Consider the following 13132-nt stretch of genomic DNA (forward strand, 5'->3'; position numbering starts at 1 on the left):
CGCCCTCTTGTGCGGTATCAGGGCAGCGGATCCGTCCTGAACAGGCGGATTTTCAGCCCCCCATGGGCCACCGGTGCACCAAAGGGCAGAAACGGCAGGTTGGTGGCCTTGGCCAGACTGGTTTCGGAGGTGACAATGCCCACCCGCCAGCCGGAGAAACGCTCCTTCAGTACCTGACCCAGAGCGCCATAGAGGGCGTAAAGCAGTTTCTTATTGCCGATCCGCGCGCCATAAGGCGGATTGACAATCACCAAGCCCGGCGGGCCGACTGGGCGCTGCAGGTCGCTGACGGCGGCCTGGGCAAAGCAGGTGCAATCCGCCACGCTGGCACGTTCCGCATTGGCGGTAGACATCTCAACGGCGCCTGCGTTGCGGTCAGAGCCGTAAAAGTGCAGGTCCGTCTCACACAGCGCGCCCTGCTGCTTCAGCACCTCCCAGGCAGCGGCGTCGAAAGTGGCTAGCTGCTCGAACGCAAAGCTGCGGCTGCGGCCGGGCAGCAGGCCCTTGGCGATCTCCGCGGCCTCGATCACGAAGGTACCGGAGCCGCACATCGGATCGACCACCGGTTCGCTGCCGTCAAAACCGCATTCCCGCAGAAACAACGCCGCCAGGTTTTCGCGCATGGGCGCCTTACCGACGGCGGATTTGTGGCCGCGTTTGTGCAGACCCTCGCCCGAGGTGTCGACGCTGAAGACGCAAAGGTTGTCTTCGATCCGGAGCTTGACCGTCAGTTCAGCGTCCTTGGTGACAGGGACGCCGAGGGTTTCGGCAATCGCCTTTTCCACCCGCTGGGCAGCAGCTCCGGCGTGGTAGATCTTGGATTTCTTGTTGGTCGCCACCTCGACCTTCACCGGCACATCCGGGCGCAGCACGCCGCCCCAGGGAAACTTGCGCGCGCGTTTGTCGAGCTGTGCCAGGTGAAAAGCGCGGAATTCGCCGATCCGCGCCAGCACCCGCGCAGCGCCGCGCAAGCACAGGTTGGCGCGCCAGACCTCACTCCAGGTGCCCTGCACCTTGACCCCGCCAGGTACAGCCTTGGGCGTGGCAAAACCCAGCTCCTTGGCCTCGGTTAGCAGCGCCTGTTCCAGTCCCGGCGGTGCGGTTAGGAAGATCTCGAAGGTGGTGTCTTGCGTCATGCTGCCCTCCTTAGACGCAAAGTCTGCGCGCGGCGACCGTTTTTTCAAGTACCGCCATGGGCGAAACTGCCGCTGCGTCACAACTGAAGACGCTGCGATGCAGCATAGGAGCGTTGCCCTGTGACAAGGGTATTAATTAATACATTTCAACATGATACGCATTACTAAAAAATTAGTTTGACAACATAATCCAACCTATGAAAGCTCTATGCCAGTCAGATGCAGCCAATGCACAGCTGGCCTTAATAGACTTTCAGGGAGGAAAAGATGCGTAAGTATCTTTTGTCCGCAGCAGCCGTTTGTGCGGTGGTTGCGGGTTCAATTGGCTATGCCGACGAAATGGCGGCCAAAAAATGGATTGATGAAGAGTTCCAGCCATCGGTTTTGACCAAGGATGAACAGCTGTCGGAGATGCAGTGGTTCATCAAGGCCGCGGAACCTTACAAGGGCATGGAGATCAACGTGCTGTCGGAAGGCATCCCGACGCACAGTTATGAATCCGAGGTGCTGACCAAGGCATTTGAGGAAATCACCGGCATCAAGGTGAACCACCAGATCCTGGGCGAGGGCGAAGTGGTCCAGGCGGTGCAGACCCAGATGCAGACCAAGCGGAATCTTTATGACGGTTACGTCAATGACTCCGACCTGATTGGCACCCACTCGCGCCTGCAGCTGGCCTATAACCTGACCGACATGATGGCGGGCGAGTTCAAGGACGTGACCAACCCCGGCCTGGACCTGGGTGACTTCATGGGCACCCAGTTCACTACCGGCCCGGATGGCGATCTGTACCAGCTGCCCGACCAGCAGTTCGCGAACCTCTACTGGTTCCGCAAGGACTGGTTCGACCGCGAAGACCTGCAGGCCGCGTTCAAGGAAAAATACGGCTATGACCTGGGCGTCCCGGTCAACTGGTCCGCGTATGAGGACATCGCCGAGTTCTTCAGCGAGCAGGTCAAGGAAATCGACGGCACCGCAATCTATGGCCACATGGATTACGGCAAGCGCGCGCCGGACCTCGGCTGGCGGATGACCGATGCCTGGCTGTCGATGGCCGGTGCCGGCTCCAAGGGTGAACCGAACGGTGTGCCGATCGACGAATGGGGCATCCGCATGGAAGCAGGCAGCTGCAACCCGCAGGGCGCCAGCGTCAGCCGCGGCGGTGCCGCCAACGGCCCGGCGGCGGTCTATGCGATCCGCAAGTGGGACGAATGGCTGCGTAAATACGCGCCTCCGGGTGCTGCGTCTTATGACTTCTACCAGTCGCTGCCGGCACTGGCGCAGGGCAATGTGGCACAGCAGATCTTCTGGTACACCGCCTTCACCGCCGACATGGTGAAGCCGCAATCCGAAGGCAACAACACCGTCGATGAGAGCGGCACCCCGCTGTGGCGGATGGCGCCCAGCCCGCACGGGCCCTATTGGGAAAAAGGCCAGAAGGTCGGATATCAGGACGTGGGTTCCTGGACCTTCCTCAAGTCCACCCCGCTGGACCGCGCTCAGGCTGCCTGGCTCTATGCCCAGTTCGTGGTCTCCAAGACTGTGGACGTGAAGAAATCGCATGTGGGTCTGACCTTCATCCGCGACAGCTCCGTGAACCACGAAAGCTTCACCGAGCGCGCGCCGAAACTGGGCGGCCTGGTCGAGTTCTACCGCTCGCCCGACCGTGTGGCATGGTCGCCGACCGGTGTGAACGTGCCGGACTATCCGAAGCTGGCCCAGATCTGGTGGCAGCAGATCGGCGACGTGAACTCCGGCGCCTTCACCCCGCAGGAAGCGATGGACCGTCTGGCTGAAGAAATGGACATCACCATGGCCCGGATGCAGCGCGCGGATGAGCAGGCGAATGTCTATGGCGGCTGCGGCCCGCGCCTGAATGAGGAAAAAGACGCGGAGTGGTGGTACGCCAATGGCGGCGCCAAGCCGCCGCTGGAGAACGAGAAGCCGCAGGGCCAGACCGTCAACTACGACGAGCTGGTTGCCCGCTGGGCAACCGAGTAAAGCAACTCCTCCCGGTCCGGCCAGACCTCCCCATCGTCTGGCCGGGCTGAAACAGGCCCCGGAGACCCTTTCCCGTCTTCCGGGGCCTTCTTCCCCCCAAAGACCGCGCGCGCCGGATCCCGGTGCGCAAACAGGCCGCCTGCCGGAAAGTCAAAGCAAGATGGCACTCGAACTCAAAGACGTGACCAAGCGCGTCGGCGCCATTCAGCACATCAAGGAAACCTCGCTGCTGCTGGAACCCGGTCACTTCAATGTCCTCCTGGGCGCCACCGGCTCCGGAAAGACCTCACTCATTAAACTGATGGCGGGCCTGGACCCGATGGCCAGCGGCCAGGTGCTGATGGATGGCGAGGATGTCAGCCGTCTTAGCACCCAGAAGCGCAATATCAGCCTGGTGCATCAGTTCTTCATCAACTACCCGCATATGACGGTGTTCGAAAACATCGCCTCGCCGCTGAAAGTGGCAGGCATGGCGAAGTCGGAAATTGCCGGCCGGGTCGAAGAGGCTGCAGAAATCCTGCAGCTAAAGCCGATGCTGCACCGCCGCCCGCATGAGCTGTCCGGCGGCCAGCAGCAGCGCTGCGCCCTGGCCCGTGCAATTGCCAAGGAAAGCCGCGCGGTTTTCCTGGATGAGCCGCTGGCCAACCTCGACTACAAGCTGCGCGAGGAGCTGCGCGACCAGCTGCCAGAGCTGTTTGCCGGCCGCGGCGCGGTGGTGGTTTATGCCACCTCCGAACCGGAAGAGGCGCTCTTGCTGGGCGGCAGGACCGCACTGATGGCCGACGGGCGGGTGACCCAGTTCGGCCCCACCGCCGAGATCTACCGCAACCCCGGCAACGTCGATGCCGCACGGGTGTTTTCGGACCCGCCGATCAACACCGCCGAAATAACCAAGCAGGGCAGCATGGCGCGCCTGGGCGCCGGTGTCACCTGGGAGCTGAGCGGCGCTGCCGCCGGGCTGGCCGATGGCACCTACACCATCGCCATCCGCCCGCACCACGTGCTGCCCGTCGTCAAGAACAGCGCTCAGGTGCAGCTGTCGGGCAAGGTGCAGGTGACCGAGCTCTCCGGCTCCGAAAGCTCCGCCCATTTCGACATGGGTTCCGGCAGCTGGGTTTCTCTGGCCCACGGCGTCCACTCTTACCGCGTGGGTGAGCTGCACGATTTCTATATGGATCCCGCGCAGGCATACTTCTTTGCCCCCGACGGCAGCCGCGCGGCGTGAGGCATCAATGGCTAAAATAACTCTCTCCAAACTGCGCCACAGCTATCTTTCGACGCCGAAGTCCGACTCGGACTACGCGCTGAAGGAAATCGACCTCGACTGGACCGACGGCGGCGCCTATGCGCTGCTCGGCCCCTCGGGCTGCGGCAAATCCACCCTGCTCAACATTATCTCCGGCCTGCTGGTGCCGTCCGAGGGCCAGATCCTGTTCGACGGCCAGGACGTCACCGCCCTGCCCCCGGACCAGCGCAACATCGCCCAGGTGTTCCAGTTCCCGGTGATCTACGACACCATGACGGTCTACGACAATCTGGCCTTTCCCCTGCGCAACCGCGGCCGGGACGAGGCCACCGTCCGCGAGCGGGTGATGGCAATTGCCGAAATGCTCGAAGTCACGGAGATGCTGGACCAGAAGGCGGCCGGCCTTAGCCCCGACAACAAGCAGAAGATCTCCATGGGCCGCGGCCTGGTGCGCGAAGACGTCAATGTGGTGATGTTCGACGAACCGCTCACTGTGATCGACCCGCACCTGAAGTGGAAACTGCGCAGCAAGCTGAAGGAGCTGCACCAACGGGTGAAGGCGACGATGATCTACGTCACCCACGACCAGACCGAGGCGCTGACCTTTGCCGATCAGGTAGTGGTGATGCAGCTGGGCGAAGTAGTGCAGATCGGCACGCCGGTGGAGCTGTTCGAACGCCCCGCGCATACCTTTGTCGGTCATTTCATCGGCTCGCCTGGCATGAACATCCTGCCTAGCGAGCTGCAGCATGGTGCCGCCGTGTTTGCGGGCCAGCAGATCGCGCTGGAAGGCCCCGTCGAAGGCGCGGCAGACGGCCGGACCGAAATCGGCATCCGCCCGGAATTTGTCTCGCTGGCAGATGCGGGCCTGCCCGCCACCGTCACCAAGGTGTCTGACGTGGGCCGCCACACAGTGGTGGAATGCGCGGCCGGCGGCTGCCGCATCAACGCCGTCACTGAAGGCGTCGCGCCGCAAAAAGGCAGCGCCGTGCATCTGACCTTCCGTCAGGACATGACGCGGCTTTATGTGGACGGCTGGATTGCCACTTCCCCTGCTGCAGACGAACAAGGAGCGGCCTGATGAAAACCGAAAACCAGAAAGCCTGGTTCTTTGTGCTGCCGGTGCTGCTGCTGGTCGCCTTCAACGCGCTGATCCCGATGATGACAGTGGTCAACTATTCGGTGCAGGAGACCTTTGGCGACAACGTGTTTTTCTGGCAGGGCTTGGACTGGTTCCAGCAGATCCTGCGCTCTGACCGCTTCCACGCGGCTCTTGGCCGCCAGTTCCTGTTCACCTTCCTGATCCTGATCATAGAGGTGCCGCTGGGCATCGCCATTGCCCTGTCTATGCCGCGCAAGGGGTTCTGGGTGCCGGTGTGCCTGGTGCTGATGGCCTTGCCGATGCTGATCCCGTGGAACGTTGTCGGCGCGATGTGGAACATCTTCACCCTGCCCGATATCGGCCTGCTGGGCTATTTCCTGAACCACGTTCTGGGCATCTCCTATGACATGACGCAGGACCCGGTTGCGGCCTGGGTGACGATTGTCACCATGGATGTCTGGCATTGGACCTCGCTGGTTGTGCTGCTGAGCTATGCTGGCCTGGTGTCGATCCCCGACGCCTATTACCAGGCGGCCAAGATCGACGGCGCCTCCAACTGGGCGGTGTTCCGGTTCATCCAGCTGCCGAAGATGAAAACGGTGCTGACCATTGCCATCCTGTTGCGGTTCATGGACAGCTTCAACATCTACACCGAGCCGTTCGTGCTGACCGGCGGCGGCCCCGGCAACTCCACCACGCTGTTGTCGATCGACCTGGTGAAAATCGCGCTTGGCCAGTTCGACCTCGGCCCCGCTGCTGCCATGTCGCTCATCTATTTCGCAATCACGCTCCTGGTCTCCTGGCTGTTTTATACGCTGATGACCAAGGACGACCTGAACTAAGGGAGGGGAACATGCAGAAACGATCCATCGTCCCTATCGTCTATATCCTGTTCCTCATGCTGCCGATCTACTGGCTGGTGGCGATGAGCTTTAAGACGACGAACGAAATCCTGTCGGGCTTCTCGCTGTTCCCGCAGACTTTCACGCTGGACAACTACAAGACCATTTTCACCGATCCCAGCTGGTACTGGGGCTACATCAACTCGATCGCCTACGTGTCGATCAACACGGTGATCTCCATTGCGGTGGCGCTGCCCGCGGCTTACGCCTTCAGCCGCTACCGGTTCCTGGGCGACAAACAGCTGTTCTTCTGGCTGCTGACCAACCGGATGGCGCCTGCCGCGGTGTTCGCCCTGCCGTTCTTCCAGCTTTATTCCGCCGTCGAACTGTTCGACACCCACCTGGCGGTGGCCCTGGCGCACTGCCTGTTCAACATCCCGCTGGCAGTCTGGATCCTGGAGGGCTTCATGGGCGGTGTGCCCAAGGAGCTGGACGAAACCGCCTTCGTTGACGGTTATTCCTTCCCGCGCTTCTTTGCGACGATCTTCATCCCGTCGATCAAAGCGGGCGTGGGCGTAGCGGCCTTCTTCTGCTTCATGTTCTCCTGGGTGGAATTGCTGCTGGCGAAAACTCTGACCGCCGTCGCCGCCAAGCCGATTGCCGCCACCATGACCAAGACCGCCTCCAGCGCGGGCTATGAACTGGGACTGCTGGCAGCTGCGGGAACTCTGACAATCATTCCGGGCGCCATCGTGATCTGGTTCGTCCGCAACTACATCGCGAAAGGCTTCGCGATGGGGAGGGTGTAATGCTTTCATGGATGGCCTGGACCTGGCCCACTGCCCTGTTATTCATCGGCATCTTCAGCGCCATCGGTGTGCTGATCATCGCCGAGATCCGCCACCCCGGCGGCGATGCCCGGAAAGGCGTGCTCGGCCTCACCACCACCCGCGGCGACCGGCTGTTCATCAGCCTCCTGGGCACCTCCTACATCTTCCTGGCCTGGCTCGGCCTGGTGGGGATGCCGCTATGGTGGCCGCTGGGGCTGTCGATTGCTTGGGGCATCTTCTGCTTCTGGAAGGTCTGATGCCCTTCGGGTCAAGGGGGCCGCAGGCCCCGCCAAAGGCGGCTTGCCCTTGACGCGCGAAACCAAAACACAATCGTGAAAGGCCTTGAAGGCAAAGCTGCCCTTCAAGACCTTCTCAGCCAAGACCCTGAACCGGTGCGCCAAGCAGTGCCCTTGGGACCGGCACCTCACCCCGCCCCTTGCTGAGTAGACTCTCGCGGCAGCGCACATTTTGACAACAAGAGCCCCGCCGCCGCGCATCTTCTAAAAAAATAGTTTTCACGGAAGCCTGCTTCCCCTAGCATAACTGGAACGATCACATGAGCCGGACTGCCGAGGCGATGCGCAAGAAACACGACTCTTCCCTGCTGACCGAGGTTGAGCTGGAATTCATGACCGTCGTCTGGGACATGGGCGGCGGCACCGTGCGTGATATCCTGGCTGAGCTGAATAAGGCGCAGGAGCGCGCCTATACCTCGGTGGCAACGGTTCTCAAGATCATGGAACAGAAGGGCTTCCTCACCAGCGAGCGCAAGGACCGCTCTTTGGTCTACCGCCCTGCCGTTCCCAAGGCAGAGTACCAGAAAACATCTCTGAAAAACCTTTCGAGCAAGCTCTTCAACGGTGCACCGGCGGCTTTGGTCGCCCGGCTGGTCGATGATGAGGATGTGACCGACGAGATGCTCGAGGAGATGCGGGCGCTCTTGGAGGAAAGGTTGGGGGACAATGCAAGCTGATGTTCTGCTGAATGCCTACATCGATCTGAATATCCTGCTGCTGGCAGGCGCGGCGCTTTGGGTTGGCGCCCGCAAGCTGCTGACACGCAGCCCGCTGGGGCGGGCCTACCAGCCGCAGCTGCGGCTTTTGAATGGGATGACCGTTTTACTTGCCGTCTCGCCGGCGCTGATCCTGGCCTTTACCCATTTTGTGATCGCCCATCCGCCGAATTTCTCCGACATGCTGGTCTCGCAATACCTGCAAGGCAATGTCGGCATGAGCGCCGGAAGGTTTGAGGCCGTGCTGGGCCTTCGTGAGGATGCTGTGCGCGGCCTCACCAATCTGCAGCCTCTGTGGGCTCAGGGCATTGCCGCAGCCTTTGCCGCCGGGGCGCTGATTTGCCTCGCCCATGTGGCAGCTTCTGTTTTCCGTCTGCGCCAGAATCTGGCAGGTGCCTTTGTCTGGAAGCGCATCGGCCGGGTGCAGCTTTTGGTTTCTGACAATATCCGGGTTGCCTATTCGACCCGGGGTCTGTTGCAGCGCTATGTGGTGCTGCCGTCGGACTTGCTGAATGATCCGAGCGACCTGCGCCTGACCGTCGCCCATGAGCTGCAACACTTCCGCCAGCGTGACATCGAATGCGAGTTCCTGCTGGAACTGCTGCGCCCTGCCCTATTCTGGAATCCGGCATTCTATCTGTGGCGCCGCGAAGTGCGCCTGCTGCGTGAATTTGCCTGCGACCAGGCGCTGATGGCACGGCCCGGTTTCGATGCGCGCGCCTATTGCGAATGCCTGATCCGCGCCTGTGCCCATGCGGCCCGCAGCCCGGCCCTGTTCATGCGCCGCAGCCCCGCGGTGGCCCTTGTGGACCGCCGCGAAACCCGCCGCGGCGTGTCGCTGCAGCGCCGCATCATTGCTGTGACCGCGGTTCAGCCTCAGGGGGCCAATTCGCTAGGGTGGGCTATTGTCTCTTTGGCGATGGCAGGGGTGGTGCTTGCAACAGCAATGCTGCTGCAGCGGCCGAGCGACTGGAGCCACGACCGCATCATGCTGTCCACCATCGTCAATTTGGAACGGATGGCAACCCGCAGCAGCACCCCGGAGCTTGCTGTCAGCGCCTTGAATGGCGGCTTTGCAGTCGCCTCACAGTAGGCCCGGCAGCACCGCCTGGCCACCTTCGATCCCGCGCCCCTGCGCCAGCTTTTGCAGCCTCTGAATCCGGGCCGTTGCCATACATCGGGCACCAGCTTCCGTCAGCGGGATTTCCATCGCTTCTCCAAGCCGCCCCGATGACCGCTTCGGCCTTCTTTCAAGGTTTCGGGCATCTCCCGGGCAAGAGCAGGCAGAATTCTGCAAAACACAGCCCGGATCTTGGGCGGATAAAGGACCAGCCTGCCGCAAGGGCAGCAAAGCGCCGAACAAACAACGGCGTTCAGGCAGTTAGGCGCCTGAAATTACCATCTTAAGTCAAATGGATAGCACCGCCCCAAGGCACACCGTAGGTCTATGCCACGGCACGCGGAACACCGTGGCCGCAAGTAAAACCAAACAATAGAATGGAGTGTCTCACATGAAAAAATTCGCGCTGACCGCCACCGCTTTTGCTGTTCTGTCCGCCGCGCCGCTGGCTGCGATGGAGTCCATCACCGAAGCCGACACCGATGGCAACGGCACCTATTCCCTGGAAGAGCTGCAGGCTGCCTTCCCGGACCTGACCGCGGAAACCTTTGCCACCATTGATGCCAATTCCGATGGCGAGGCTGACCTGGCCGAGGTTAAAGCAGCGGCGGATGCCGGCCTGCTGGCAGCGGCTGGCTGAAACCGCGGCAAGGCGGCTCTCCCCCCCCCGACACAGGGCCGCCTTGCCACTGGATGTCCCTGCCGATGGTAAAGAGTGCCAAGGCCCCGCCAAGCGGGGCCTTGTTTTCTGTGACGCACCCGCAGTTCAACCGCCGTCTGCCTGCTGCTTCAACCGCTCAATATGGCGGGCAAAGACATAGGTTATTGGCAAACCCAGCAGCAGGCCCCAAGCCACCGACTCGTAGGGGGTCAGCACCCGCCAGCCTATCCAGCTGGCAATCAGCGAGGCAAAGAAGATATTGACCGCTGCAGCCCCTGCCCCGAACGGGTAGAGCGCCGTCAGCAGCCGCCAGGAGGGCTGCGGTGTCATCGCCGGCTGACCAAGTATTGAACAAACCCCAGGCTGACGATCAGCGCGATGGAGCCCACCAGAAACCAGAACTCTGCGGTTTCGGTCTGCGGCTGCGGAATCGGGCGTTCAAAAGTGGCAGCAAAGACGGTGGAAGGTGCCAGCAGGGCGAAGGAGAGAATGCGTTTCATCTCAGTGCTCCATTGTCAGGGATTGATAGATTTCCGGCAGTGCGCGCGGCAGCCGGTCCGGGTCGGGCAGCAATGTGAACCCCGCGCGGCCGAAGATGCGGGCAAACCAGTCCTGGCCGTCGGCGTCGATCACCACGCCATGCACCGACTGGCCCAGGGCGCGCGCCTCGCGCACCGCCATGCGGCTGTCCTCAATGCCGTGCACGCCCTCATAGTGGTCCAGATCGTTGGGTTTGCCGTCAGTCAGCACCAAGAGAAGGCGGCGTTCAGCACTTTCTTCGGCCAGCTGGGCGGAGGCGTGTCGGATTGCGGCGCCAAGCCTTGTGTAGTGACCGGGCTTGAAGCCGCCGATGCGGGCTGTGACTGCCTCCGACATAGGGTCTTCAAAGCCCTTGGCGCGGGTCAGGAACACCCTGTCGCGGCGCAGGGAGGAGAAGCCCCAGATGCCCAGCCGGTCGCCCGCAGTGGCGATGCCGCCTGCTAGGGCCGCAAGCGACTCGCGGGCGGTTTCGATCACCGGGCGGTCGCCGACGGTTGCTTCGGTGGAGCGCGAGCAGTCCATCAGCACCGCCACGCTCAGGTCGCGGGCCATCGGGCGGCTGGCCTGCCAGACCCGGTCGCTACCCTGCTGGCCGCAGGCCAGATCGACGTGGGATTTCACCACCGCTTCCAGATCCAGCTCATCGCCGTCCAGCTGCCGGGGCAGCATCACCCGGCGCGGGTGCAGCGGCGCGAACTGGCGGCGCACCCGGGCGGCCAGCCGCGGGTCGGGCTGAAAGCTGCCGGCAGGTGCGGCCTCGGCCTCCAGCACCCGGGTGTGGGCGGGCATGTGCTTGCCCAGGCGGTGGTTCCATTCGGGATAGGAGAACTGGCCTGCCAGCCGTTCGTGCTCGGCGTCCTGCGGCGACAGGTCCAGCGAGATCCGCAGCCGCGAGGCGGCGCGTTTCATGTGCTGCGAGAGGGTGAGGCTGTCCTGATCCTCTGCCGCCTTCTGGGCGTTTTCGTTGTCATCGTCATCCACCATGCGGTTGATGTTGAGGCTTTCGGCCCAGGACAGGATGGATTCGAACCGGTGGACAATGAAGCTGTCTTTGCGCCGGGTCTGGTCCTGATCCTGGCGCTTGGCCGTTTTGCGGCTGGAGATCGCAAGGCCCGGGGTTTTCATCTCCTCATCCGCAGCGGGGGCGGCCCCCCTGCCCGCCTGCGGCACGGACAAGCGCAGCCAGAACGGCACCGGCTGATAGCTCCGGTAGCCGCGCGGCGCGGTGCAGGTGCAGGGCTCGGCGATGCGGCAGGCAGAGCCGATCTGATCCAGCACCATCCGCTCGATCCGCGCTTCGGAACGCGGCAGGCCGCTGCGTTTGCGGGTTCCGGCGGTATGGGCGCAGAAGGCGCCATAGGCAGACCGCAGCCCCGGGCAGGCGGCAAACACCTTGTCCGCGGCGCGGGCATTGGCGGCGATCTCCAGCTGGTCGGCCTGATAGCGGTCCTCAAGGCGCTCCGGCAGGTCTATCACGGCGGCCATTGCAGCCAGCCACAGATAGGCCTGGCGGTTCAGTTCCCGGCTGGGGAAGACAGCCAGTTCCGGCGGCAGGCGCAGGCGCTCGCCGTCGAAACTGGCCACATGCACCATTTCCCGAGGGGTGCCGATGCGGCGCAGCCGGTCCGGACGGTGGTCCGACAGCACCGCCGGCGCCGCCTGGATCTCCACGCCCCCGGCCCCGCCCAGCGCCCGGAACAGCGCCGCCACGCTGGCCCGCATGTCCTCGAACCGGACGGTGTGCTCGGTGCCCTCCTCAGCGGCGCCGATCCGCGTGGCCATGCCGTGCCACAGGTTGCCAACCGTTTCTTCGGGTTCCAGCAGGTCGCGCGCGTGGATCATGGCTTCACCCGTAGACGCTGGCGGCGAGGTCGCGCAGCGCCTGCTGCACATCACCCTCGTCGCTGAGAGGTTCGATGATGGCGGCTTCGACCGCGCGCTCGACACTCATGCCCTTGGCGATCAGCGTAGCGGCGTAGATCAGCAGGCGGGTGGAAACGCCTTCCTCAAGATCCATGCCGGAAAGCTTGCGGATATGGCCCGCCAGCCGCACCAGCGCGGCGGATCGGTCCTCGTCCAGCCCGCTCTCAGACGCAACAACCGCGGTTTCGGCAGAGGCTTCCGGGAAGTCGAAACCGATCGACAGGAAGCGCTGCCGGGTCGAGGGTTTCAGCTTTTTCAGGATGTTCTGGTAGCCGGGGTTGTAGCTCGCGACCAGCATGAAGGGTTTGGGCGCGGCCAGCTCTTCGCCGGTGCGGTCAATGACCAGGCGGCGGCGGTCATCGGTCAGCGGGTGCAGCACCACCGCCACGTCCTTCCTGGCCTCGACCACCTCGTCGAGGTAGCAGATGCCGCCTTCGCGCACCGCGCGGGTCAGCGGGCCGTCGGTCCAGACCGTCTCGCCGCCCTTCAAGAGGTAACGCCCGATCAGGTCAGCGGCCGACAGGTCGTCGTGGCAAGCAACGGTGTGGAGGGGCAGCCCGAGCCGGGCTGCCATATGTTCCACGAACCGGGTCTTGCCGCAGCCGGTGGGCCCCTTCAGAAGAAGGGGCAGACCGTTGGCTTGGGCCATCTCGAAGACGGTGCATTCATCGCCTGCGGGACGGTAGAAGGGCACGGAAGGCATGTTCATCGCGTTCATG

At 63.0% G+C, this 13132-nt stretch carries 14 protein-coding genes; 9 read left to right on the forward strand and 5 right to left on the reverse strand.

Translation table 11 applies throughout. From position 1 onward, the window contains the following. Positions 1 to 17: 17 nt before the first annotated feature. The gene (locus ACXAHG_RS11825; protein WP_475044916.1) at positions 18 to 1136 is read right to left on the reverse strand and encodes a THUMP domain-containing class I SAM-dependent RNA methyltransferase; all 1119 of its coding nucleotides are present in this window, start codon (positions 1134 to 1136) and stop codon (positions 18 to 20) included. Between the two features lie 267 nt (positions 1137 to 1403). On the opposite strand from ACXAHG_RS11825, the gene ACXAHG_RS11830 reads away from it, so the two are divergent. The 9 genes from ACXAHG_RS11830 (at position 1404) to ACXAHG_RS11870 (ending at position 9929) form a co-directional block, all read left to right on the forward strand. After that, the gene (locus ACXAHG_RS11830) at positions 1404 to 3137 is read left to right on the forward strand and encodes an ABC transporter substrate-binding protein (RefSeq protein WP_475057505.1); all 1734 of its coding nucleotides are present in this window, start codon (positions 1404 to 1406) and stop codon (positions 3135 to 3137) included. A gap of 160 nt (positions 3138 to 3297) precedes the next feature. Further along, complete coding sequence (locus tag ACXAHG_RS11835) at positions 3298 to 4362, forward strand: ABC transporter ATP-binding protein (RefSeq protein ID WP_475057508.1); 1065 nt, start codon at positions 3298 to 3300, stop codon at positions 4360 to 4362. Positions 4363 to 4369: 7 nt separating this feature from the next. Beyond that, on the forward strand, positions 4370 to 5464 hold the full coding sequence (locus ACXAHG_RS11840) for an ABC transporter ATP-binding protein (protein ID WP_475057511.1): 1095 nt from the start codon (positions 4370 to 4372) through the stop codon (positions 5462 to 5464). Then, entirely contained in the window at positions 5464 to 6327 is an 864-nt protein-coding gene (locus ACXAHG_RS11845) for a carbohydrate ABC transporter permease (RefSeq protein ID WP_475044922.1), read from the forward strand. Before ACXAHG_RS11840 ends, ACXAHG_RS11845 begins: the two co-directional genes overlap by 1 nt. 11 nt (positions 6328 to 6338) lie before the next feature. Further along, on the forward strand, positions 6339 to 7136 hold the full coding sequence (locus ACXAHG_RS11850; protein WP_475057514.1) for a carbohydrate ABC transporter permease: 798 nt from the start codon (positions 6339 to 6341) through the stop codon (positions 7134 to 7136). Further along, positions 7136 to 7414 carry a DUF2160 domain-containing protein gene (locus ACXAHG_RS11855; RefSeq protein WP_174148848.1) on the forward strand — a complete coding sequence of 93 codons (279 nt, stop codon included), beginning with the start codon at positions 7136 to 7138 and terminating at the stop codon, positions 7412 to 7414. Before ACXAHG_RS11850 ends, ACXAHG_RS11855 begins: the two co-directional genes overlap by 1 nt. Before the next feature lie 299 nt (positions 7415 to 7713). Further along, entirely contained in the window at positions 7714 to 8130 is a 417-nt protein-coding gene (locus ACXAHG_RS11860; RefSeq protein ID WP_475044925.1) for a BlaI/MecI/CopY family transcriptional regulator, read from the forward strand. Beyond that, a complete protein-coding gene (locus ACXAHG_RS11865) occupies positions 8120 to 9262 on the forward strand; it encodes a M56 family metallopeptidase (RefSeq protein WP_475057517.1) in 1143 nt (380 codons plus the stop codon). The genes ACXAHG_RS11860 and ACXAHG_RS11865 overlap by 11 nt, the downstream gene beginning before the upstream one ends. A gap of 418 nt (positions 9263 to 9680) precedes the next feature. Further along, positions 9681 to 9929 (forward strand): EF-hand domain-containing protein, encoded by a 249-nt coding sequence (locus tag ACXAHG_RS11870; RefSeq protein WP_475057519.1) that lies wholly within the window; start codon positions 9681 to 9683, stop codon positions 9927 to 9929. A 126-nt stretch (positions 9930 to 10055) separates the two neighbouring features. Here ACXAHG_RS11870 and ACXAHG_RS11875 read toward each other — a convergent pair whose 3' ends face one another. From ACXAHG_RS11875 to ACXAHG_RS11890, 4 genes are read right to left on the reverse strand one after another with little or no spacing between them, the layout of a single operon-like run. Beyond that, on the reverse strand, positions 10056 to 10280 hold the full coding sequence (locus ACXAHG_RS11875; RefSeq protein ID WP_475057522.1) for an NnrT protein: 225 nt from the start codon (positions 10278 to 10280) through the stop codon (positions 10056 to 10058). Next, positions 10277 to 10450, reverse strand: a complete 174-nt coding sequence (locus tag ACXAHG_RS11880; protein ID WP_475044931.1) for a hypothetical protein — start codon at positions 10448 to 10450, stop codon at positions 10277 to 10279. The genes ACXAHG_RS11875 and ACXAHG_RS11880 overlap by 4 nt, the downstream gene beginning before the upstream one ends. A 1-nt stretch (position 10451) precedes the next feature. Beyond that, a complete protein-coding gene (locus tag ACXAHG_RS11885) occupies positions 10452 to 12332 on the reverse strand; it encodes a nitric oxide reductase activation protein NorD (RefSeq protein WP_475057525.1) in 1881 nt (626 codons plus the stop codon). Between the two features lie 4 nt (positions 12333 to 12336). Beyond that, entirely contained in the window at positions 12337 to 13131 is a 795-nt protein-coding gene (locus ACXAHG_RS11890; protein ID WP_475057528.1) for an AAA family ATPase, read from the reverse strand. Position 13132: the final 1 nt, after the last annotated feature.

The organism is Leisingera sp. ABD4_442, from assembly GCF_056160905.1.